The organism is Bifidobacterium sp. ESL1130 (assembly GCF_058507935.1).
This window is the reverse complement of the sequence record NZ_CP196379.1, coordinates 1,113,158-1,136,788: the sequence shown is the minus strand read 5'-3', so window position 1 is coordinate 1,136,788 and position 23,631 is coordinate 1,113,158. Positions and strand designations below refer to the sequence as shown.

21 protein-coding genes and 1 tRNA gene are annotated in these 23,631 nt (G+C 55.3%); 3 read left to right on the top strand and 19 right to left on the bottom strand.

The annotated features are described in order from the left end of the window. Nucleotides 1–168 precede the first annotated feature (168 nt). Entirely contained in the window at nt 169–1,176 is a 1,008-nt protein-coding gene (locus ACSYSO_RS04435) for an MIP/aquaporin family protein (RefSeq protein WP_491701570.1), read from the top strand. A 255-nt stretch (nt 1,177–1,431) separates the two neighbouring features. Here ACSYSO_RS04435 and ACSYSO_RS04430 read toward each other — a convergent pair whose 3' ends face one another. From ACSYSO_RS04430 to ACSYSO_RS04355, 16 genes are all read right to left on the bottom strand, one after another. Then, nucleotides 1,432–1,719 carry a DUF3017 domain-containing protein gene (locus ACSYSO_RS04430; RefSeq protein ID WP_491701569.1) on the bottom strand — a complete coding sequence of 96 codons (288 nt, stop codon included), beginning with the start codon at nt 1,717–1,719 and terminating at the stop codon, nt 1,432–1,434. Between the two features lie 37 nt (nt 1,720–1,756). Beyond that, the gene (locus tag ACSYSO_RS04425) at nt 1,757–3,070 is read right to left on the bottom strand and encodes a cell division protein PerM (RefSeq protein ID WP_491701568.1); all 1,314 of its coding nucleotides are present in this window, start codon (nt 3,068–3,070) and stop codon (nt 1,757–1,759) included. After that, a complete protein-coding gene (gene sucD / locus ACSYSO_RS04420; protein WP_491701567.1) occupies nt 3,060–3,989 on the bottom strand; it encodes a succinate--CoA ligase subunit alpha in 930 nt (309 codons plus the stop codon). The genes ACSYSO_RS04425 and sucD overlap by 11 nt, the downstream gene beginning before the upstream one ends. Next, on the bottom strand, nt 3,989–5,182 hold the full coding sequence (gene sucC / locus ACSYSO_RS04415) for an ADP-forming succinate--CoA ligase subunit beta (RefSeq protein ID WP_491701566.1): 1,194 nt from the start codon (nt 5,180–5,182) through the stop codon (nt 3,989–3,991). The genes sucD and sucC overlap by 1 nt, the downstream gene beginning before the upstream one ends. 42 nt (nt 5,183–5,224) lie before the next feature. Beyond that, entirely contained in the window at nt 5,225–5,806 is a 582-nt protein-coding gene (locus tag ACSYSO_RS04410) for an adenine phosphoribosyltransferase (RefSeq protein ID WP_491701565.1), read from the bottom strand. Nucleotides 5,807–5,888: 82 nt separating this feature from the next. Further along, complete coding sequence (yajC, locus tag ACSYSO_RS04405; protein WP_491702063.1) at nt 5,889–6,395, bottom strand: preprotein translocase subunit YajC; 507 nt, start codon at nt 6,393–6,395, stop codon at nt 5,889–5,891. 70 nt (nt 6,396–6,465) lie between these two features. Further along, entirely contained in the window at nt 6,466–7,560 is a 1,095-nt protein-coding gene (gene ruvB / locus ACSYSO_RS04400; RefSeq protein ID WP_491702062.1) for a Holliday junction branch migration DNA helicase RuvB, read from the bottom strand. Between the two features lie 39 nt (nt 7,561–7,599). Beyond that, nucleotides 7,600–8,217, bottom strand: coding sequence for a Holliday junction branch migration protein RuvA (ruvA, locus tag ACSYSO_RS04395; protein WP_489798275.1), 618 nt, complete (start codon nt 8,215–8,217; stop codon nt 7,600–7,602). A gap of 88 nt (nt 8,218–8,305) precedes the next feature. Beyond that, on the bottom strand, nt 8,306–8,887 hold the full coding sequence (ruvC, locus tag ACSYSO_RS04390; protein WP_489798277.1) for a crossover junction endodeoxyribonuclease RuvC: 582 nt from the start codon (nt 8,885–8,887) through the stop codon (nt 8,306–8,308). Nucleotides 8,888–8,890: 3 nt separating this feature from the next. Continuing rightward, complete coding sequence (locus tag ACSYSO_RS04385) at nt 8,891–9,646, bottom strand: YebC/PmpR family DNA-binding transcriptional regulator (protein WP_489798279.1); 756 nt, start codon at nt 9,644–9,646, stop codon at nt 8,891–8,893. 56 nt (nt 9,647–9,702) lie between these two features. Further along, on the bottom strand, nt 9,703–10,881 hold the full coding sequence (locus tag ACSYSO_RS04380; RefSeq protein WP_491701564.1) for a glycosyltransferase family 4 protein: 1,179 nt from the start codon (nt 10,879–10,881) through the stop codon (nt 9,703–9,705). A gap of 2 nt (nt 10,882–10,883) precedes the next feature. Beyond that, the gene (locus ACSYSO_RS04375; RefSeq protein ID WP_491701563.1) at nt 10,884–11,978 is read right to left on the bottom strand and encodes a phosphatidylinositol mannoside acyltransferase; all 1,095 of its coding nucleotides are present in this window, start codon (nt 11,976–11,978) and stop codon (nt 10,884–10,886) included. 25 nt (nt 11,979–12,003) lie between these two features. Next, nucleotides 12,004–12,693 carry a CDP-alcohol phosphatidyltransferase family protein gene (locus ACSYSO_RS04370; RefSeq protein ID WP_491701562.1) on the bottom strand — a complete coding sequence of 230 codons (690 nt, stop codon included), beginning with the start codon at nt 12,691–12,693 and terminating at the stop codon, nt 12,004–12,006. A gap of 22 nt (nt 12,694–12,715) precedes the next feature. Then, on the bottom strand, nt 12,716–14,764 hold the full coding sequence (gene thrS, locus ACSYSO_RS04365) for a threonine--tRNA ligase (RefSeq protein ID WP_491701561.1): 2,049 nt from the start codon (nt 14,762–14,764) through the stop codon (nt 12,716–12,718). A gap of 134 nt (nt 14,765–14,898) precedes the next feature. Further along, nucleotides 14,899–14,974, bottom strand: a tRNA-Gly gene (locus tag ACSYSO_RS04360). A gap of 133 nt (nt 14,975–15,107) precedes the next feature. Continuing rightward, nucleotides 15,108–16,082, bottom strand: a complete 975-nt coding sequence (locus ACSYSO_RS04355; RefSeq protein WP_491701560.1) for a cation diffusion facilitator family transporter — start codon at nt 16,080–16,082, stop codon at nt 15,108–15,110. A gap of 365 nt (nt 16,083–16,447) precedes the next feature. Here ACSYSO_RS04355 and ACSYSO_RS04350 point away from each other — a divergent pair, with 365 nt between their 5' ends. Then, the gene (locus ACSYSO_RS04350; RefSeq protein ID WP_489760976.1) at nt 16,448–17,584 is read left to right on the top strand and encodes an MFS transporter; all 1,137 of its coding nucleotides are present in this window, start codon (nt 16,448–16,450) and stop codon (nt 17,582–17,584) included. A 102-nt stretch (nt 17,585–17,686) separates the two neighbouring features. After that, entirely contained in the window at nt 17,687–18,592 is a 906-nt protein-coding gene (locus tag ACSYSO_RS04345) for a MarR family transcriptional regulator (RefSeq protein WP_491701559.1), read from the top strand. Between the two features lie 5 nt (nt 18,593–18,597). Here ACSYSO_RS04345 and ACSYSO_RS04340 read toward each other — a convergent pair whose 3' ends face one another. The 3 genes from ACSYSO_RS04340 to ACSYSO_RS04330 all read right to left on the bottom strand — a co-directional run bounded on the left by ACSYSO_RS04340 (nt 18,598) and on the right by ACSYSO_RS04330 (nt 23,625). After that, nucleotides 18,598–20,427 (bottom strand): ABC transporter ATP-binding protein, encoded by a 1,830-nt coding sequence (locus ACSYSO_RS04340; RefSeq protein WP_491701558.1) that lies wholly within the window; start codon nt 20,425–20,427, stop codon nt 18,598–18,600. A gap of 15 nt (nt 20,428–20,442) precedes the next feature. After that, nucleotides 20,443–22,329: an ABC transporter ATP-binding protein gene (locus ACSYSO_RS04335; RefSeq protein WP_491702061.1), complete on the bottom strand. Its 1,887-nt coding sequence runs from the start codon at nt 22,327–22,329 to the stop codon at nt 20,443–20,445. A gap of 480 nt (nt 22,330–22,809) precedes the next feature. Further along, complete coding sequence (locus ACSYSO_RS04330; protein ID WP_491701557.1) at nt 22,810–23,625, bottom strand: zeta toxin family protein; 816 nt, start codon at nt 23,623–23,625, stop codon at nt 22,810–22,812. Nucleotides 23,626–23,631 lie beyond the last annotated feature (6 nt).

The following is a 23,631-nucleotide window of genomic DNA, read 5'->3' as shown; positions in this document are numbered from 1 at the left end:
AAGATTTTCGTACAGCGATAACGCTGTGCGGTGCGACTTCCGCTTGAATGAGGCGTGCAAGTCACCAAGTATACCTTAATTACTGTGCTTCTGCTACCATGGCGGCGTATGTGTGCAACACCACATTTGTGACATATGCAACAAATAACCGATACACAAGGATGAGTGATGACTGAACAAATGACACAACCTGTGACCAAGAAAGTCAATGTGCGGCGTCTGCTGCTGTCTTCGGGTGCCGAGCTTGCAGGAACGTTCCTGATCTGCTTGGGTATCTACCTGGTCTCCGCGCTGGGGGCAGCGCTCTACGGGTCTAACCTGATACTCGTCATGCTGACCACGGCGTTTGCCTACGGTGTGGTCACGCTCATCTTCGACCGCGTTAGCGATGCACAGTTCAACCCTGCCATCACCGTTGCAGCCATGCTTACCGGCCGTACGAGCGTACTGCAAGGCCTGTGCGCCATCGTGGCTCAGGTGATTGGCGCCATCGCCAGCGGTGCCGTGCTCCGCTTCGTCATCCCCACCTCCAAGGAAGCCACCGCCTCCATCTGGTTCACCGGAGCAGTCAACGGTTTCGGTGCCGGCTCCATGTCCAATGCGCAACTCTCCCAGGTTCACATCACCTTCGGCCTGGCATTCGCCATGGTGGTTGAGGTAGTCGCTGGCATCATCATCGTGGCCACCTTCATGCGCACTACCGGCGCGGGCAACACCTCATCCCCCATGCGTGCAGCAGCGATGGCCGCAGCGTATGCGGTCGGCGTGGCCATCACCTACCCGGTGACCGGATCGTCCCTCAATCCTGCTCGCTCCACCGGTATCGCCATCTTTGCAAAGGGCGCCAAGCTCACGCAGGATCCGCTGCAGCAGCTCTGGGCCTTCTGGGTCGGTCCCATCCTGGCCGCGGCACTGGTTGCCATCGTGATTATCTTCACTCAGATCGGCAGCGACAGCGCAGACAAAAAGGTCGAGGACAGCATGCAGAACGCTAACCTCGCCGACAGCGCTTTCGGTGACGTTGAGAACAACGCGAGCATGATCTCCGGTGAGGATAGTGCTGCACAAGCTGAGCAAACCGAGATTCCAGTCGCAGTTGAGATTGCTGAAGAGACCGCGTTTGAGGCGGTCGATGATCTCTCTGCAAATCAAGAAAACAACAACGCAAAGCACTGATGTAGGTTAGGCCTATTCAACAGGCACATGCATGCGGAGGGCTGCGAACTTAGTTAGTTCGCAGCCCTCCGCTTTTGCGTAGTCAACGATGGCATGCCGGTCGTATGGATGCAAGCATGCCTTGGCGCAGCTGAAGCTACACAGTGCAGATGCTCCAAAACGTATCGTTAAACAGCTTTTACAGTTGCACTGCAGTGACGGGGAGGTCCAAAAAAGCAGGAACGCACGGCACGGAAGCTTTGCGGAGCCTTTACGCTACATCATCATTTCGATACTGATATATGTGACCAGTAAACCAATGCCCAGCGCATAGGAAATGAAAACGTCACAGCCGACAGAACGGACCTTCCACGGGCTGCGATCCTTGAGCACCAACCGCAATGTACCCGTCACCAAGGCAGTCAACGCCAAAATTATTGTGGCAGCCATCGTATGCCCTAGCCAAGCCACCACGGCCGCCACTGAGACGACGGCGAACACCACCCATTCGGCGACAGGACTGCCTTCGCTCTCTTCGGAAACATGCGGATGCTGGACGTTCATATCCACTCCCTTCAGGCAGGCTGGTCTTGTACGACCATCAATGTGATGTCACTGTATCATCAGGCGCGGCATCGCGCGACTGTTCAGGCTGTTCGTCACGACTCCCCCGCTGGCGCAAACTACGTACCAGCACTCGCACCGCCGACAACAGAGCAACCAGTGTGAGAGCCGCCAACCACGCCGCACCAAGCCCCATGGCAGTCTGTTTGGCCGTGACATCAAGCGATGCTCGCACATTCACTCCGACATGGCTGAGACGCTGCTTGCCGAGCGCTCCGTCACTGAGAGAAAACAGTGCGGCGAATACTCCATACACCAGTGCTCCGCCAAGCAGGAAAGAACCTAAAGGATACAGCAACGAGACCAGACGTTGTACCAGATTGATCGGGCTGTGCACAAGATTTCGCGTTACCGCAAAATGAGAAGGTGCAAACAGCAGCATCAGACCTACAACAAGTCCACATACCAAAGGCAGCGATACGAGAACCATACGCAAAGTACCGTTGGAAACGGCATCGGGAAATATGCCGAATATGGGAACCGGGGGCAAGCCTGAGGACTCACCTGTCCACAAGGTAAACTTCGCCAGATCGCCTATGGCGAATCCACCACCGAACAGCCAGGAAACAGCCCAAATACAAAGGTTAGGCAGCCAAGCCAGTGTGGCCACAGTAGTGACGATGCGCGACCCCATCTGCATGCCAGAAGCGCGGAAGAGATATTGCATCCCGGTATAGTTGAACACCACCCATGCCGCTACGCTGATCAAACCCAAAACAAGGTAAATCACGACAATCACCGCAGTGAGCTTGATGGCCGTCGAGACTGCGGCACATGCCTTATTGGCCTTCTCGCCACTGACGTGCTCGCTGATCCAAGCCACCAGCCGACTGTCTGAAAGCACAGCCAATGCAAAACCAATCGTATATACCGCGGCGGTTTTCAGCAGTATTGAAGTTGTGCTGTCGTCAAGCACAACTGACACGTTCTGTGCGAACAGCCAGTTGACCACCATCCACGTCAGTGCGCCGGACAAGTACGAGCGCGCATCAGTCGAGGTGCGTTTCACCACTGTTCGCACCGTCCACACCAAAGCAGCGGTGAGCAGCAGTGGCATAATGGTGAGTGCCATGGAATCCGTAGTAAACCCTATGCCTTGACTGAGCAGCAATACCGCCAAGGTAAGCGGTACGGACATGCCCGAAAGACTGGCTGCACCTTCTTCCATGGAGATGATGAGCAACCCGATCGCTATCAACATGGCCAGTACGACCGTGACCATACCGAGGGCGGCTAGCGCTCCTAGCACCCCTTTCAGCCACGGCTTACCAGCTGCTCGCTCACTGCTCATGGTTCAATGCGTTCAAGGCCTCACGAGCAAAGTCTGCCGCTTGCGCAGGAGTCTCACCGACTTTGATGCCGACGGCTTCAAGAGCGATCTTCTTATCCTGCGCAGTGCCTTTGCCTCCAGAGACAATGGCACCGGCATGACCCATCTGCTTGCCTTCGGGAGCGGTGAACCCGGCGATGTAGGACACCACAGGCTTGCTCATATGCTCCGCCGCCCAGCGTGCGGCATCTTGTTCAGCGGTTCCGCCGATCTCACCGATCATCACCACAGCTTTGGTCGCATCGTCATGTTCGAACGCTTCCAACGCTTCCACCAGCGTAGTGCCGACGATTGGATCTCCGCCTACGCCCACACACGCCGTAAAGCCGATATCGGACAGCTCTCCCATCATCTGATAGGTCAGCGTACCTGACTTGGAAATCAAACCAAGCGGGCCGGAGGAAACGATACCGTCCGGGATGATACCAAGATTTGCGCCTGCAGTGCCGTCGGGTCGAGGCAGTGTCATCAGTCCGGGGCAGTTTGGCCCAATGATGCGAATGCCTTTGGAAAGAGCCAATTCCACGCAGTATGCTGTGTCGGCCACGGGAATACCCTCGGTGATGACCACAATGAGAGGAATATCGGCTTCGATGGCTTCAAGCATCGCACTCTTGGCAAACTTGGGAGGAACGAAAATCACGCTTGCCTGTGCGCCGGCACGTTCTACGGCCTCTGCGCATGTGGCGTACACGGGAATGTCGATGTCTCCCTCGGCACGGTCGATGCTGAAGGAGACGCTGGTGCCGGCTTTTCGGGGATTGACACCGGCAACGATGTTGGTGCCGGCCTGCAACATGCGACCAGTGTGCATCATGCCTTGGTGGCCTGTCATACCTTGTACGATGACCGGCGTATTTCCGTCTGCAAACAGTTTCATCAGAGTTCCTTCCGGCCGGCTGCGGCAAGCTTTGCGGAGAGATCCGCGGCTTCCTGCATGGTACGGCATACATGAACGTTGCTCACCTGGGCGTGACGCAGCGTTTCGAGTCCTTCACTTGCTTCATTGCCATCAAAACGCACCACGAGCGGCACATCCGTGTGCAATTCGTCAAAAGCTTTGAGGATGCCTTGTGCCACCAACCGGCACGAGGTGATACCACCGTACACATTAATAAGCACCGAGTTAACCTGCGGATCGCTCAGCACAATGCCCAAGCTTGCACTCATGACCTCAGCCGACGCACCACCGCCGATATCCAAGAAGTTGGCAGGCTTGGCGCCGTTGCCCTGCGCAGCACCGGCTCCGGAGACAGCGTCGAGCGAGCTCATCACCAATCCTGCGCCATTGCCGATCACCCCTACTTCACCGTCGAGGTGCACGTAGTGCAGACCATACTCTTTGGCCTTCGCCTCGTAGGAGTCCAGCTGATCGGCTGCCGCGAACTGCGACCAGGTATCATGACGGAAGGAAGCGTTGTCATCCAAGGAAATCTTCGCGTCCAGCGCGCACAGCGACTTTGAACTCTCATCATCAGGATCCCCGACTTTTGCGAGTGGATTGATTTCCACCAGCGTGGCATCATTTGCCTTGAAGCACTGCCACATCTTGAGCAGAACTTGGGCAGCCTGATCGGTGTCCGCATGATAGAACCCGATGGACTCTGCCATGCTGCGTGCAGCTTGTTCGTCAAAGTCTTCGAGGGCACTGATATGCAGGCGCTTAACCGACTCAGGATGAGCCTTGGCGATCTCTTCAACCTCAGTGCCGCCGTTGGCAGTGGCAAGCACATCGAAATCTCTGGAGCTGCGATCCAGAGAGATGGATACATAATACTCGTGAAGGATGTTCTTGGCCTGAGCCACCAACACCCCGTTCACCCGATGCCCACCAATGGTCATGCCGAGGATACGCTCCGCCTCACGTGCAGCTTCGGTACTATCCGCCACAACAGCTACGCCACCAGCCTGACCACGGTGACCTATCTTGACCTGAGCCTTCACCACGCAGGGGTAGCCGATTTGCTCTGCGGCGCTAAGCGCTGAGGGCACGTCGGAAGCATAGATGGCCTGCGGCGTGTTGATGCCCTGCTGTTCGAGCAATTCACGAGCCTGATATTCGTAAAGATCCATGACCTCTCCTGTTCGATGAAATGATATTGCGGCAGAGCACGACTACGCAGGCATGGAGACCAGGCAGCTGGACGGGTAGTCCCCCAAGTCTTTGACACCATTGAGTCCTTCGAGTTCCATAACGAAGCTAAAGCCTGCTACAGTTCCGCCAGCCTGCTCAATCAGGTTCGCTGCAGCTTTTGCAGTGCCGCCGGTCGCGATGAGATCGTCAACGATGAGTACACGTGCCCCTTGGGGAATCACGCCCTCTTCAATCTCGACGCAGGCTTGGCCATATTCCAGTGAATAATGCTCGCTCAACGTTGGAGGAGGCAGTTTGCCTGCCTTGCGCACGGCGATAAAACCTTTGCCGAGTTTCAGTGCGAGCGGAGGGCCTGCGAGGAATCCACGAGCTTCCAAACCTGCGACATAATCGAAGGAATCCGCTGAGACAGGAAGAGCTTGTTCCAGCGCCTCGATCATGATGCCAAAAGCTTTGGGGTCGGCCATGACCGGCATGAAATCTCGAAACAGAATATCTTCTTTGGGGAACCCCGGAATAGTGCGAATCTTGGATACAAGATACTCCGCGTCGCTGGGAGCGATGCGATCAAGGGCTTTACTGGTGATGTCCAATGCTGACATGTCTACCTTTACTATGTGTCTGTCTGCGAAATTGCATGGTGTATGTCCGGCTTCGGTATTGCGGACATACCAGGATTACCGATTACTCGTGGTCGGACTTCGGCTCGTCGGTGTCTGCTGCCTCATCATCGTCGGAAGAGGGCTGAGACTGCGCGGAATCATCCTGCTGCAGCTTGTCAGTACTCAACGTGGACGATGTCTCGACTGCTTCCTCGTTTTCATTGTCCTGTACATCAGCAGATGTGCTTGCAAGCGTCTGATCCGTCTCACCGCTTTCCACAGCAGGAACAATCGGATTGCCCTGCTCGTCTACGTCGGCATCATCAACATATGCGGGACGAACGTATTCCCGATTGACCGCAGAGAACTTGAAGCGCAGCTGCGAACCTTCGGAGTCAATAACGATCTCCTCATATTTGGTATCAACCGATACAACGGTGCCGATGACTCCGCCTATGGTGCTGACCAGAGTTCCTGGGGCGAGAGACTCACGGAAATCCTTGACTTGAGCCTGCTGTTGCTTGCTTTTGCGGCTTGACCACCACATCATAACGGCCATGAGAATGATAAAGATGATAAGGAACAACATATTTGCGTCCACGAGAGACTCCTTGCACAAGACTTACCGGCGTACCGAAGGCATGCCTAACAACGAAATTCTAAGATATCTTACTGACATCATCGGGAGGAACCAGCCCCATATGACGCCAAGCCTTACCGGTAGCTACACGCCCCCTGGGAGTGCGCATGAGGAATCCTTCACGAACCAAGTACGGCTCGCACACGGTTTCTACGGTTTCCGATTCCTCTCCCACCATGGCGGCAAGGTTGCTCAATCCCACAGGGCCGCCGTTGAAATGCTTGACCATGGCGTTCAGCACAGCTAAGTCGAGACGGTCCAAACCCTCTGAGTCAATCTGGTACAACTCCAGTGCCTCGCATACGTCGTTCGGTCCGATTTCGTTCAAATCATGAACGATGGCCCAGTCGCGCACACGCCGCAACAGACGGTTGGCGATACGCGGGGTGCCACGCGAACGAAGAGCCATTTGGTGTGCAGCGCCTTCTGCCAATGTGATTCCCAGCACTTGTGCCGAACGCTCGATGAGCTTTTCCAACTCCTCGTGCGGGTAAAAGTCCAGATGCGCGGTGAAACCAAAACGTGCACGCAAGGGGGACGGCAGCATGCCCTCTCGCGTAGTGGCTCCGACAACGGTGAATCGGGGCAACGTGAGTGGAATCGATGATGCCCCAGGCCCCTTGCCCACCATGACATCGACACGGAAATCTTCCATAGCGATATACAGCAATTCTTCTGCTGCTCTAGGCAATCTGTGAATCTCGTCAATGAACAGCACTTCTCCAGCATCCAGGGAACTCAAAATAGATGCCAGATCGCCGGCATGCTGCACTGCTGGACCGCTGGTGATACGGATAGGGACCTCAAGCTCATTGGCCACAATCATGGCGAGCGTGGTCTTGCCGAGACCGGGAGGGCCTGCCAACAGAATATGATCCGGAGCGGTGTCACGTTTGCGTGCTGCATCAAGGAACAATTGCAACTGGGCTTTGAGCGTGGGCTGCCCGATGAATCCATCGAGTGCGTGAGGACGAAGTTCCTCCTCGCTCACAGGTTCGTTGCCTATGGGATTGGCGGATATCGCCTGTAACGAAGCTTCGTTTGCGCCACTATTGAATGTCGAGTCAGATTGTCCGCTTTCGTTCAATGATTCCTGCACATCAGGCTGGTACATGTGTGTCTCGCTGCCGGTTACGTTACGGTTTCCTGCCATTTACAGCCCCCGATCCAGCGATGACAGCGCCAACTTGAGCACTGCCGGAATATCTGCACCGACCAATGGCACGGACACACTGTGCTCCTTGCAAACCTGCTCCACAGCTTTGACTGCATCAGGTTCTTTCCATCCCAAAGACTGCAGACCATCAATGACCTGCTGAGTTCCTTCGTCACGATGAGCAGAGGCTTTCAAACCAGTGGCTTGCACATCGTCCATCTTCAGTGAGCCGCTGAGCTCGAGAATAATCTTCTGCGCGCCCTTTTTGCCCAGGCCCGGAGCTTTGGCCAATGCTGCCGCATCACCTTGCGTCACGGCCGCAATGAGCTTGTCGGCCGGCAGTGTAGAGATGAGGGAAAGAGCCACTCTCGGACCAATCCCGCTGACCTTCTGCAATTGCAGGAACATGCGCTTTGACGCCATGCTAGTGAACCCGTACAAGGTCACAGCATCTTGAGAGACGTTGAGCGACGTGAACAACTTCACAGCGGCTCCGGTATGCAGCGTCATCAACTCCGCAGAAGGCATGCGGACCTCAAAGCCGACACCGTGTACATCGATGAGCGCAATATCCGCAGATACGGACTCAATGCTGCCTGACAACATCCCGATCATGACACTCCCCTTACTTGTGTTTATGAATGCACTGGTCGTGATGCGGTAAAGCGTGTACCACAGCACTCATTCGAACATACGTTCGATTCTACATGCCTCGGTCGACTCCACGCCTTCGCTTGGAACGCTGCGCCGCCTCAGCCCACTGGCGCTGAGCCAACGTCAGATGCTGCTCGCGCTCACCGCCTTGCAGCGCTCCTGAGGGGCGCAGCGCATGGCAAATGGCCTGTGCCAAGGCATCAGCAGCATCAGCAGGCTGTGGAATCTGGCTCAGATTAAGCACCTGAGCCACCATCCGTTCCACCTGAATTTTTTCCGCACGCCCGTTGCCGGTAATCGCCATTTTCGCCTCTGTAGGCGTGTGCAGCGCCACAGGAATGCCGCGCTGAGCCGCAGCAAGCATTGCCATACCCGCGGCCTGGGCGGTACCAAGCACCGTATTGCGATTTTCTTGAGCGAATACTCGTTCGATGGAAACCGTATCCGGAGCAAATCGGTCGAGCTTCTCGGACAAGCCGTTGTATATCTTCAGTAAACGCAAGTCCTGGGAGGTGTGCGGATCAGAGCGAATCACATCCACATGAACAAACGAAAGCCGGCGCGAGGCACCGGCTTCGATCACGCCGACACCGCACCTGGTCAGGCCGGGGTCAACGCCTAGGATAATCATCTACTACTCTTCGTCGAGCTTGGCCATCACCTCGTCCGACGCGGTCCAGTTGCTGTACACATTCTGCACATCGTCCAGGTCGTCAAGGTTGTCGATGAGCTTGGTCACCTTCTGCGCGTCTTCGAAGGTCAGCTCGACCTCGTTGCTCGGCACCATGACCAAATCGACGGAATCGTAATCGATTCCGGCCTTTTGCAGCGCCTCACGCACCGGTACCATCTCAGAGGTGCCCGTGCTGATGACATACGCTTCGCCTTCGTCGCTCACATCTTCGGCACCGGCCTCAGCGGCAACCTCGAACAGATTGTCGTAGTCCACCCCTTCGGAAGGTACTACGATCTGGCCTTTACGCTCAAAGTTGAAGCTCACGGCACCATTGGTGGCCAGGGAGCCATTGCCCTTGGTCAATGTGGAACGTACGTCTGCAGCGGCGCGGTTGCGGTTATCAGTCAAGCACTCAATAATCAAGCCGACGCCGGCAGGTGCGTAGCCTTCGTAGACGATGGACTCGTAATTGGCCGCACCGGCCTCTTCACCCGAACCACGCTTGACAGCGCGCTTGATGTTGTCGGCGGGCATCGAAGACTTCTTGGCCTTCACGATTGCGTCGTACAGCGTGGGGTTGCCGTCAGGATCTCCCCCGCCCATGCGCGCGGCGATTTCGATGTTCTTAATGAGCTTGGCAAACAGCTTGCCACGCTTAGCATCGATGGCGGCCTTCTTGTTCTTGGTGGTCGCCCACTTGGAATGCCCTGACATATTGCTCCTCGCAGGTTGTGGTTACAGTAAATCCGGTTTTCAATTCTAGGGCGGTTTCACGACAAGACGTGAGCATAAACGTTGAGTACCTGTTCGGCAACATTCGGCCAGTCATATGCCTTGGCACGGTCCGCGCCCGCTTGCTGCAACGCACAGCGCTTCGTGTCGTCTTCAATGACCGTGCAAATGGCCCGAGCACAATCGTGGGCTTGGCCGTTGGCGAACAGTGCCGCAGCCTGGCCGTCAACGCTGACATCCTTGAACGCCGGCAGATCCGAGGACACCACGGCGCAGGAGGCCGCCATGGCTTCAGCCAGCACAATACCGAAGCTCTCTCCCCCGGTCTGCGGCGCTACATACACGCTCACCGACCGGTAGAACCGAGCTTTGTCAGCGTCACTGATGCGGCCTAGGAACTCGAAGTGCGATGCAAGCCTGCCGCTGCCGTCCAAATCTGAAAGTATCTTCAACGCGTCCTGTTTGCCGTCGCCAACGCAGAGGAATCGTGCTCGGGGATATCGTTTGACGACATCCAGCGCGGCTTGGGCAAATACGGTAAAACCTTTACGTGACTCCCCCATGCGACCCAGGAATCCGATGGTCGGTCTCTCTTCTGTCCCCTGCCATTGCTTCATCGGTTGGGCAGAAGCGAACTGATCATAGGCAATGCCATTGGGTATGGTGCTGTACCCAAGCCCGTGCGGAGCATAATTGCGCATGGTCTGTGCGGCGGCAGGACTCACACAGATGGCTGCCGCCAGTGGTGAGAGGTAGTGAGAAAGGTATCCGCCAAACAGTTTCAGCGCCAATGGGTACGTGTTGAACGCGGAATGGAAAGTGGCGACAAAAGGCGGGTGCTGCCCCATGGTGAGTGGTTTATGGCTCAAGGATGGGGTTTCCGGCTCGTGCAGGTGAACGATGTCAAAATGACCTTGACGCACCCACCTGCGCACCTGTTGCCCTACCGTGCCGAAATAGCTCAGACGCGCAACTGATCCGTTGTAGGGAATACCGAACGACGAACCGGTGGTGTTGACCCACAGTGGCATGTCGGCAGTGCGTCGGCCTGGAGCCAGCACCGTGACATGGTGGCCTTGGCGCATAAGTTCTTCGGCGAAATCACGAATGTGGAATTGCACGCCGCCCGGTGTCTCGAACGAGTAGGGTGAAATGATGCCGACGTTGAGCTTCCTGCCGCGCAATGGATCGTTGCGGTTCTGCTGTGATGTAGGCATGATTATTCCTTTATTCGAGATGATGTAGCTGGTGGCGCAACACCGGAATCGCACTGCATTGCAGACGCGCCTTTGCTGCGTTGCTGTCCGCTATGCAGTTCTTGTAGTTGCCGTTCGTCCAGCTGATTGACGATGTGTTGCGGCACGTTTTTCAGTCTGCTGAAGTCCAGGTCGGCCAGGAAAATCGGCTGCAGCATATGCCAGTCCTGCGGATGCTGGGCTATACGTTGTGACCATACATCGACCCAAGCCTGAGTGATGGCAGTGATGGCCTCTTCACGTGGCAGAGCGCGAAAACGGTCGATGTCCAATGGCTCATCGATGTAGACGGCATAACCGTGGCTGGTTCCTGCACGACGGCGCGCCTCACCGGTAAGTTTTTCCCGATACATGGTGACGACGAACAGCGGTAGCCCGGTATCAAGCGCCAATGCGGCAGGTCCTCGCGCCACACGAATGGTGGATCCAAAGGCCTGTACGAATTCACCGTTGGGGCCAAGGTCGCGGTCGGCCAGCAGCGGCACAGTGACATGCGAGGTAGTCAGAATATCCTCAAGCTGTTCGGTAAGGCCATGCTGCCCGGTAAGCAACACTGTGATGCCGAGTCGTTTACGGATGGCGATGAATGCGTTGAGCAGCTCATCATCCCCCAGTCGTTCCGCCACCGTAGTGACCGGAGCAAGTCGATCGCCTGCAAGCAGGCCTTCGTAGTCCCAATTTCCCTGATGCCCGATGGCGATGGGAATAGACATCCCTTGATCATATACGAGCTTACGCGCTGTTTCATACCCCGGTCCAGTCGGCCTAGTTCGGGCCAGCAGCCGTTCAAGACTGTGACCTCCGACCGTCATCGCCTCAGCGAAATACGCAAAATAAGAACGCATGCCTTGGCGTGACGCCGTACGAAGACGCTTCCGGGATGGCTCAGAACCTTCACTGAACGTCATGATGCGGTGCAGATTGCGCTCCAGCTGAGCAACGCCACCGGCACTCAACAACCAGACCACATCTGCAGCTAGTCCAAACAGTGCACGCAGCAACGGTTCGGGAATGAACCGAGGATGGTTCGCAAGATAAACGAGGATACGATTAAACATACAGTCGCCTCAATGGCACAGCGTCTCAGTGCCGGTCGCTCGGTTGATCTGGCCTCACGGCGGCTGCGCTGTCGGCGTTCATCTGCCGACGTACCTCAAAAATACGTTGGAAGACCGTTACCGTTCCCAACAAGGCCAAAACAACTTGGAAAGCCATAAGCCACACCGGGCTGGAGAACACACCAGACAGCAGCATGCCGACAAGGATGATGACCAAGCGGTCGCTGCGGGTTGCAACACCATTTTTTGCCTCGTATCCTACCGATTCGGCGCGGGCGCGAGCGTAGGAGGTCACGAACGATGTCATGATGGCATACAGCGTGGCGCCGATACCGATCCATCCGATGATGTCGGCATTTGTGAGCTGACTTGATTCCAGCGACATGCCGCCGTGCAGAAGGAAGTACAGCACCACAGCGATAAGCACCGCCCAGTCGGCGATGCGGTCGAGTGTCGAGTCCAGAAACGCACCGAATTTCGTTCCACCGGTAGTCAACGCGGCCACTGAGCCATCGAGCGAATCGAGTACGACGAACACAGCCAGCAGGATGGATCCGGGAACCAGCCATCCGGTGATACCAGTGGCCAATGAGACCACGATGGTGCCGAGCGCGCCAAAGATCGTGACCATGTCGGCGGTGACACCGATGGACACGAGTCCTTTGGCGACGGGCGCTATGCAGCGTTTAAACCATGGGCGGAGTTGTTCGAGCATGAAGCAGTCCGTACGCTTTCGTCTATTGCGCGATCGGCGCGGTCTGAGCCTGTGCGAAATCGTCCGCAGAGTTGACCTGGATACGATCCTTGATGACTTGCAGGATGCGAGCCTTGGCCTCGTCAAGCGGCACACCATTGAGTTGGCTGCCATCGCGGAAGCGGAAGCTCACCGTATTCTGGCCGCGGTCCTCATCCCCGACAATCAATGTGAATGGTGTCTTCGATTTGGAAGCGTTGCGAATCTTCTTGCCAAACCGGTCATCAGACAAGTCCATCTCACAGCGAACGGTCTCTTCCTCCAGGGACTCGATGAAGCCCTTGAGATAGTCAACCGAATCATCGGTCACCGGGATGCCCATGACCTGCACAGGTGCCAGCCATGCAGGGAACGCGCCTGCATAGTGCTCAAGAAGAATCGCGAAGAAGCGTTCGATGGAGCCGAAGAGCGCACGGTGAATCATGACAGGGCGCTGGTGAGTGCCATCGCTTGCCACGTACTCCAAATCGAAACGCTCCGGCAGATTGAAGTCGAGCTGAATCGTGGACACCTGCCATGTACGGCCAATGGCATCTCGTGCCTGCACGGAGATTTTCGGCCCATAGAATGCCGCTCCGGCGGGATCGTCCACGAGTTCCAGACCGGAGTCCTTGGCCACTTCAGCCAGCGTGGAAGTCGCCTCCTCCCAGATTTCATCCGAACCGACGAACTTCTTCTCGTCCTTGGTGGAGAGCTCCAGGTAGAAGTCGTTGAGGCCGAAGTCCTTCAAGAGCCCCAGCACGAAGTTGAGGATGGACTTAAGCTCGTCCTTCATCTGCTCGCGTGTGCAATAGATGTGCGAATCGTCTTGAGTAAGACCACGCACACGGGTCAGGCCGTGGACCTCACCGCTTTTCTCGTAACGGTAGACGGTGCCGAACTCAAAGAGTCGCAGCGGCAACTCCTTATAGGAACGCTGACGCGAGCGGAAGATGAGGTTGTGCATCGGGCAGTTCATGGGCTTCAGGTAGTAGTCCGAACCCTGCTTGGTGACGTTGCCGGCCTCGTCCTTCTCCTCATCCAAGTGCATGGGCGGGTACATGCCGTCCTTGTACCACTGCAGATGGCCGCTGGTCTCGTACAGGCCGCCTTTGGTGATATGCGGAGTCTGTACGAAGCTATAGTGATGCTTGCGGTGCTGCTCGCGTGAGTAGTCTTCCATGGCGTTGATGATCGCCGCGCCTTTGGGGTGGAAGACCGCCAGGCCCGGCCCGATGTCCTCGGGGAAGGAGAAGAGATCCATCTCCTGGCCGAGCTTACGGTGGTCGCGCTTGGCGGCCTCCTCCATGCGGGTTTGGTAGGCCTTCAGGTCATCCTTGCTGGCCCACGCTGTGCCGTAGATGCGCTGCATGGACGGATTGTGTTCGTCCCCGAGCCAATATGCCGCCGCGGCACGCTCGAGCTTGAACGCTTTGATATAGCGAGTGTTGGGCAGGTGCGGGCCTTGGCACAAATCGGTCCACACGGTCTTGCCGTCGCGGTCCACGTTGTCGTACATCGTCAGTTCGCCGAAGTTCGGAACCTCGGTGCCTACCGTCTCGTCAATCTCAGACTCTTTCTTATCGATGAGCTCAAGTTTGTATGGCTGCTGGGCTTCCTCCTGTTGCGCCTGCTCCTTGCTGATGGCGCGACGACGGAAGGACTGGGAGGACTTGATAATCCTCTTCATATGCTTTTCGATCTCTTTGAGATCGTCCGGGGTGAAGGGCTGCTCAACGTCGAAGTCGTAGTAGAACCCGTTGTTGATGACCGGGCCGATGCCGAGCTTGGCGTCCGGACGAATCTCCTGCACAGCCTGCGCCATGACATGTGTGGCTGAGTGACGCATGATGGCCAGACCATCATCGCTGTCGAGTGCGATCGACTCCACGCTGTCACCGCTGCTCAACGGTGTGTACAGGTCACGGTTCTTGCCGTTGATACGTACGGCGATGATGTCCTTGTTCTCTGCGAACAATTCGGTGCCAGTCTGCGTGGCTGGCACCTCCCTGCTTTCGCCGTTCACTGTGATGGAGATGGTCTGTTCAGCCATAGTTGTCCTTTGCTTTCAGGGCCCACGTTACTGGGGCAGGCCTGGACTGTAATACAGCTTTCCACGATATGGGGTTACAACGACAACTGCGTGTCATAAGCCTGAGAAAATGGGAGAAGCAAGATTCGAAAAGATGGAGCGGACAACGGGACTCGAACCCGCGCTCTCGACCTTGGCAAGGTCGCGCTTTACCAACTAAGCTATGTCCGCAAAAGCAACAGGAATCAGTATATTGCAGTGCTGGTACATACGCAACCTACGGCGTGGCGCGTGTACCAACACACTAGCGGTCACACCGCGTGCATACCCCGCTGTGCCGTTTGCAAAGCAATGCGACTTGCTCTCATCCCAACGCTTCTTCCGGCAGAGTTTCCTCGCTTGCCTTCTTGCGGTAGATATCCGGTTCGACGTAGATCTCAAAGCGATAGAAGGGCAATTCCGCGCGCACCGAGGCCTCAATTTTGTTCACCGTTTCCACATCGTAATCACGGTCGAGCTTTGAGGTCTGCACTTTCAGGCACAACAGGATATCGTCTTCGGCCATATGCATGGCTTGCATGTTGATAAGGCGTTCCACACCTTCAGTGTGCTCAACGGCACGTTTGATACGAAGCGTCGTCGAGGTGTCCACTCCCTCACCGATCAGCAGTGATCCGGATTTAAGCGCCAAGGCCACCGCCCCTACGATGAGCACCAAGCCAACCATGAAACCACCCAAGGCATCCCATGTTTCGTCACGCGTAACCAGAGCCATACCAATGCCCAAACCAGCAAACACCAAGCCTATCAATGCCAGTGTGTCTTCCATCATTACCGCCGCAAGTTCTGCGCTTTTGGTGTGGCGCCAGAAATGGAACAGACCACGCTGCTGCGCACCTATGCGCTCGATGCGTTCTCGTGCCTCATGAATCGAGGTGTGGAGCCCATAGCCTTCGAGACATGCCGAGACCAGCACCACTGCCAGAGACGCCATCAATTCCAAAGGTTCCACATTGTGAGGGAGGTTGCCTCCAAGCAGCCCGACCAGTTTGCTGAAACTTTGTTCAAGAGAGAAGAGGCCTCCGACGAAGAACAGGAGTGTGGCCACAAGGAACGACGCAAGATATTTGGCTCGATACAAACCGAAGGGACGTTGTTTGTCGGACTTTGCCGCCGCCCTATCCCCCACCATGAGCACCAGTTCGTTGGCGCAGTCCGCCACCGAGTGCACAAATTCCGAAACCATGGCAGACGAGCCGGTAAATACCGCTGCGGCACCTTTGGCTACCGCCACACCAACATTTGCCAACAAGGCAGCCTTAACCGATTGACTTGCCATATTTACTCATACGCTCCTTATTGCACGGAAAACCAGAGATTCCAGTCTACAACTCAAGTCAACCATTGCGCCATAAAGGCACGGGAGTGGCTCTGCTCTCAGGAGTGGCAAAGCGAGGCAGGAGGAACACCAAAGGTTGACAGACTGCGAGCGTGTGATTAATCTATCAGTATCAACTATTGGTGTTGTATAATCTGTGGGTGCGTGCAGTGGTGCAACCAGACAGGAGATGAGTGCAGTGCGTTTCACCTCGCAGTGACAGCAATCTCGTGCACATGGCGTGACCAATAGGCAGACGCTTCTACCCCGACACCGCAATACACGTTTCCACGACAACACTCACGCACAAGAAAGATAGGAAAGCCATGAAATTGAAACTCAACCTCATGATGATCGGCATGTTTGTCATCGGCACCGATGGCTATGTTGTCGCCGGCATCCTCCCGCAACTTGCCGACACTGCGCACGTATCGGTCACACTCGCCGGGCAGCTGATTACGATATTCGCCCTTTGCTATGCGGTGTTCAGTCCCGTAACGGCGTCCGTATTCGGCAAGGTCGACCGCAAAACAGTCCTATTGGTAGCACTCGCCATCTTTGCGGTCGGCAATATCCTGTTCGCTGCCGCTACCACCTATGCACTCATGGCAGCAGGGCGCGTGATTGCAGCATTCGGAGCGTCCATGTACACCCCGGTTGCCATGACCGTCACCGGCGCGATCACACCTCAGCAAACCAGAGGAAAAGCAATAGCCTACCTGACTTCCGGCATGACCGCCGCCACTGTCATCGGTGTACCGATCGGCACATTCGTGAGCGAGCGATGGGGATACCGGATTCTTTTCCTCGGTATCAGTGCCGCCGCACTGATAGCCGCCGTCATCATCGCCGCACTCTTTGCCCCGCTCCTCTCACCATCCCAAGTTCCGCTCAAAACGCGGCTTACCGCCCTCACACTGCCCGGTGTCTTGGCGACAGTGCTGGTGTCATTATTCGTGTTTGTCGGCGCATTCACCATGTATTCCTACATATCGCAGTATTTGAAAGATGTATCGCACATGCCTCCCAATCTGCTCTCGGCGGCGCTCCTAGCCTTTGGAATCGGAGGCATGATCGGCAACTGGGCAGGAGGACGCCTCACCGACCGCATAGGAGTGACCAAAACTGTTGCAGGAAGTGCGGCGTTACTGTCATGCGCGTTTCTTTCCATGCGTCTATTTGCCGGCAATGTCGCCGCCGCCTTTGTGTTGACACTCATTTGGGGAATATGCGGATGGCTGCTCGCCCCAGCCCAGCAATACCGTCTTATCGAGCTCGGCGGAACGCAAGGTCAGCTACTCGTCTCGCTCAACTCGTCAGCGATGTATCTGGGCATAGGCTGCTCCGGCGTTACCGGCGCGCTGTCCATCAACCTGCTAGGAACCGCGAACCTGCCTCTGGTCGGCCTCATCTTCGCCGCATTGGCTTTGGTCATTACACTCATCAGTTACCGTACGAGGTGATATGCATCTGCCATGTGCAGGTGTCACCCGTGTCATGTTCACCGGTGATACAGCGTCAGTATCATGGAAGGTAATTGGTAACACGCGATATGCAGAGGCCCCATGACACGGATACACGATGATGACGCTCAGGCGGTCGAGACAATTGACCATATATGGCGATCACTGCGTAAAATTGAACGAGCGCTTACTCCGGACGACGAGCAAGCCATACAAGAGAGCGGTATAAATCTAACCGAATATGCCGCTCTCACGGGTCTATCTTCTCCAGAAGGAAGATCGTCAGCGGATATGGCTCGCTGCCTATCCATCTCTGCTCAAGCGACGCACAATATAGTCGTCCGCCTTGAGGAACGTGACCTCGTGGAACGCGTAGCCGATGCATATTCAAACGTTATTCGCATTAATCGCCTGACTCCCAAAGGACGTGCGGCACTTGCCAAGGCCAATCAAGACCTAGACAATCTTGAGCGACACCGAAAATCGGTCTTTGGAGAAGCTAGCTATCGCGATATCATGCATGCCTGTGGTCCTGCAGTCGTATATGGCGATAATCCCACAGCTGCCGATGATGAAAGCAGAGAACTTCTCGCATCTCATCTTGGATCGGCGATACGCAACATACGACGTCAAGCAGGACACGCAGCATCTGCACAGCTCAAGGAACAGCGGCTTACCGTGACACTGAGCCAGGCGATTGTTCTGGACTGCTTGCAATGCGACGGCCCGTTGCCGGTGCAGAAAGTCTCCACCGCTACTGGGCTCCCCCAGCAAACCGTATCGTATTGCACCGCGAAATTGTTGGAACACGGTTTCATTGCTGGTCATGTTCCACCTCGGCACCGCAATATCAACATATATGCGGTTACCGTGCAGGGAGAGCGTCAGGTTAATGACCATAGGGCTAGCGTTATAGCCGCCACCGAACCCATACTCAATAGGATGGCGGCCACAACAGAAGAACTGTCCAGGATCCTGGCAGATATTGAAACTACGCTATCGCGGTAGCACATCTATTCGGCATTACCTTGGTGATCCACATCCATCGCGCCGTCACGCACACGTACCATGGCATATTGTGATTCGTAGAGCCGGTAGTATGCTCCTTTGAGCGCCAGAAGCTCCTCGTGCGAACCATGCTCGACGATCTGACCGTGATCTATGTAGAAAATCTCATCAGAGTTTTCAATGGTCGACAGTCGATGCGCGATGATGAAGCTGGTCCGGCCTTCGAGCAGACGGTTCAACCCGGCCTGTAGCGCTTCTTCGGTTCTGGTGTCGATGCTGCTGGTGGCCTCGTCGAGAATCAGAATGCGCGGGTCGGCAAGCAGCACACGGGCAAACGAGATCAGTTGACGCTGTCCGGCAGAAAGCGTTGAGCCACGCTCCTCCACCTTCGTGTCGTACCCGTCGGGCATCTCCATGATGAACTCGTCGGCATGCACTGCCTTGGCGGCCTTGCGAATTTCATCATCGGTCGCGTCCAAACGACCGTAGCGTATGTTCTCCTTGACATCGCCCGAGAAAATGAACGTGTCCTGCAGCATGACGCCCATCTGGCGGCGCAGCGAGTTCAGCGTGACATCGCGTACGTCGTACCCGTCGATGGTCACCGAACCTTCGGAGACGTCATAGAATCGTGACAGCAGATTGATGATGGTGGTTTTACCAGCACCGGTAGGCCCTACTAACGCAATGGTCTTGCCTGGCTCAATATGGAAATCGACGAGGTTCAGGATGTTGCGGCCGCCGTGCTCGTAGCGGAACACCACATCGTTGAAATCGACTGCGCCACGAATTTGAGGCAGATCGATGGCGCCATCCTTATCAGTGATTTCCGGCTTGATGTCGAGCGTCTCGAAGATGCGTTCAAGGTAGGCCGAGCAGGTGATGAGCTGGTTGTAGAAATTGCCGATGTTGATGACGGGGTTCCAGAAGTTGTTGGCATAGCCCACAAAGGCAATGAGCACGCCTGTGGTCACGTTCACGCCGCCAAAGCTCATCACACCCACGTAATAGATGAAGGCGATGGTGGTGGCGGATATGGTCTGCACGCCAGGCCACATGAGGCTTTGCACGTGCACAGCACTCATCCACGAGGAACGCACCGCATCCTGCTGCTCTTGGAACGTGTCATACTGCTTCTTCTCCTGTGCGAAAGTCTGCGTGGTCTTCACACCGGCGATCGACTCGTGAATGTACGCGTTGAGGTTGCTCTGCTTGTTGGACAGCTTCTGGTAGGCGCGCCGCTGCAACACCTGAAGCACACGCACCCAGATGATGAGCAGCGGGAAGAGCACCAGGCTCCATAACGTGAGCCTCCAGTCGATGAAGAACATGACAAACAGGGTGATGATGAACGTGAACACGTCGGCAATCACACTGATAAGCCCCGAGGACAGGGTGTCCGAAAGAGTGTTCACATAGTTGACCACTCGTGTCAGTATCTTGCCGTGTGGCCTGGAATCGAAATAGCTGAACGGCAGTGACTGGATATGAGTGAAAATGTCACGCCTCATGTCTTTGAGCATGAGTTGGCCGACGCGAGTAATCTCCATGGTGCGGTATCTCAGGCCACATTCGAAAAGCACGATAAGCACTGCCAATGTCAGGGACAGCATCCCCAGTTGGCCGAGATCCTTGTCTGGAATTGAACTGTCAATCATGATCTTGGTGAGATAAGGAACCGTCACGTTGACACAACTCATGGCTATCACTACAGCCAGGATTCGAGCCACACGTCCAGCGTACGGCTTCAGGTAAGCCGCCACTCGGATGATGTCATGGAAGTTGATTTTTTCGTCGAGTTCTTCGTCTTCTCGGTACGTGTTGCGCTGAGCCATCTCTTTCCGCTCCCCTCAGTTTTCAAAGCCCTGTGACTGGCCTGATTGCAAGCCGAGTTGTTTGCGATAGATTTCCCAGTATCTCCCGTGTGCCGCCACGAGGCTCTCATGGTCGCCTCGCTCGACGATTCTCCCCTGCTCAAGTACGAGAATAAGGTCTGCATCTTTGATCGAAGAGATGCGATGGGCAATGGTGACGATGGTTTTGCCTCCATCCAGGTTCTTGAGATGATCCTGGATTTCCGCTTCCGTTTCCATATCGACCGCGGATGTGGTGTCGTCCATGATGAGAATCGCAGGATCGTCAGCCAGAGCGCGAGCCAAGCTCAATCGCTGCTTCTGCCCTCCGGAAAGGCCAACCCCACGTTCGCCTACAACCGTGTCGTATCCTTCCGGCATGGAACGTATGAAGTCATCGGCTCCTGCGATACCGGCCATCTGGCGGATGTAATCGTCGGTGCGGCTTCCGGTTTCCATACTGCGTTCTTCGGAAGAGGTCGGAACGCCTGCATTGACGCCGAAACCAATATTGTCACCTATGGTATCGGAGAACAGGAAAGTATCTTGCGCCACAATGTTGACTTGGCTGCGGAGCGTGGCAAGTGGCCAATCTTTGGCATCGATGCCGTCGATTGACACATGTCCGACTGTGGGATCATAGAAACGCGCTATGAGATTAACAAGTGTGGACTTGCCTGAACCGGTTTCACCGAGAATGCCGAGTTTGGTACCTGCCGGCACAAAGAAATCCAAATCCTTGAGAATTGGCGTGTCGGGGTCGTCCGGGAAGGCGAAACTGACGTGGTCGAATCTGATTTCTCCGCTAATGCGGTCCGCACTGGTTTCTTGCCCTCCTACTTGAGAGCGAATTGAGGCTGCCTGTTTGACCGCTGTACGTGCATCTGGTTTTTCGGATATTTTTGAAGTCGCCGTGAGCAGTCTGCGGATTTTGACACAGCTGGCGTTGAAATGCTCCCAGTCGTTAATCAGCCATCCTGCCTGCCGCACCGGTCCGTCAATCATCCATAGATAACTGTTGAAACTGACCAGATTGCCAAGCGTCATGTGGCCTTTGATAACCAGCAAACCGCCCACTGCCAAAGTAATGAGTTGCAGCGAGAATCCGAGACCATCAAGCCACGGCATGTACCGGCGAGAATTGCGCGCCGAATCCATGTTCTTGTCCATGTAATCGTCGTTACGTTCATCGAACTTGTGCGTTTCATAATCTTCGCGCACAAACGCCTTGACCACTCGGTTGCCTTCGATATTCTCCTCGACCATGGAGTTGAGGTCAGCCAGGGAATTACGGATGGAATAGAAAATGGGGTTGGCGTGCTTGGCAAGTTGGCGTACCAAAATAAACAGGAAGGGCGTCGTACAAGCCAGAACCAGTGCAAGCCGCCACTCAATCGAGAACATGATGGAAAGCGATGCCAGGAACATGACGATAGCGTCGAGCATCTGGTAGGTAACCCAGCTGACAAAATGACGGACTACATCTGTATCGGAGGTCATACGGCTCATAATGTCGCCGTTGCGCGTGTGGTTGAAATAGGTAAAGTCGAGTTCGTGGAGTTTTTCATATTCGTCACTGGCCAGACGGAAAACAGTGTTCTGCCCGAACCGCTCCATCCACATCTGGTAACCGTACCGCGTAGCAACGCGCACCACAGTGACCACAATCATCATCACGCACAGCCTGGTGAGCCTATCCACGTGATGCTGTGTGATGACCTGATCCACCAACATTCCGGAGAGCAACGGCATGATCATCGCCATCACATCGTTGATGACGAATAGCACTATGGAACCGAGAATACGTGGCAAATCGTCACAGCAGTAAGCCCATACCCATTTCAGGTTGCCTGCATTCTGGTTTCGTGTCGGGTCAACATACATGCGAGAATCTCTCCCATTCTCAAGTGCGCCGGGCATGGTTTCGGCTATCCGTTGCCGTTGTACGATTGCTGGTTGGCATCTTCGTCTGTATCGCTCATTCCCTTGCGAATTGCGGTACGCATATACTTTACCTATGACATATGGACGACGGAAGTTTTGCTTTGGCTGATGAGAAGAATTGTCGAATCTAGACGGCATTGAGAGACATGATTACACTCTGACCACAATTAATAATTAATAGCCAGCACCGCAAAAACAACAATCCATATTGTGTTGCATAACAGGTATAGCGATTGGCCACTGTCTTGACGCTTAAGGATTACACTGCTACAACAATCGTTAATACGATCGTCAATCTCACTAGCACCTCTGTGCCGGCATGGACGCGAACGAACATACATAGGCGCGTCTATGCCGGCAGTAGGGCTGAGAGCTATTCAGGCACCGTCAAGAGATACTAAACCACGCTCAATCAAACCGTCAGGCAGCGTTTGAAATGCCGGCAATGCGTTGATAGAGGTCACGCGCTTGGGTTTCACCGGGATGCCGTTCGATAAAGTCTTTCATCCGTGCAAGGTCATCCTTGTATTGGTCTCGCTGAAAGTCTCGAATGGAGTCAAACCTTCTGCCCTGCTCTAACGCGTTGTGAGCCTGTTGCATGGCAATATCGCGATGCCTGTGGTCAACCTCAAGGTCAGCCGAGCATTCCTCTGTGCGCAGGATAACGCTGATATGGTCAACCAAGCCGTTTGCAATCTGCTCATCTAATGTTACTGGCATGTTCTTATACGCTGCGTCATGAGCACTCGGTTTGGTCCACCGTCCGGCATCCTGCTCTCCGACCTGGCCCGCATATCGTTTGAGAATACCGATCAAGCTTAACTGCTCAGGCGTGGACACAGCCGTAACCTCAGTGCGGTAGCCTGCCTGTCGAAACTGAGAAAGAGTGCGTTGCGTCACCGTTGCATCGCGCATGGTGGTTTCCACCAGCACACTGCATCGGCGGCCCCTGAGATAATCCAAGCTCATCTCAACCCAGCGTCCTGAAGCTTGGGCAGTGGCATCGAGCATGCATATTGGACTGAATCGCATCAGCTCGTCATAATCAGTATGATACTGACGTAAATCATCGCCGATAACCGGTACCACGCCGGAATGCTTACTCCCTACATCATTGCAGGCTCTCGTCTTGCCCGCACCGGGCTGAGCCGCCACCATGTAAAGAACGGGAGCATCTTCGCCGTGAATGTCACCGTATTCAGCATCGACTATTTCTTGTTCAAAGATGCTTTTCAATGTTTC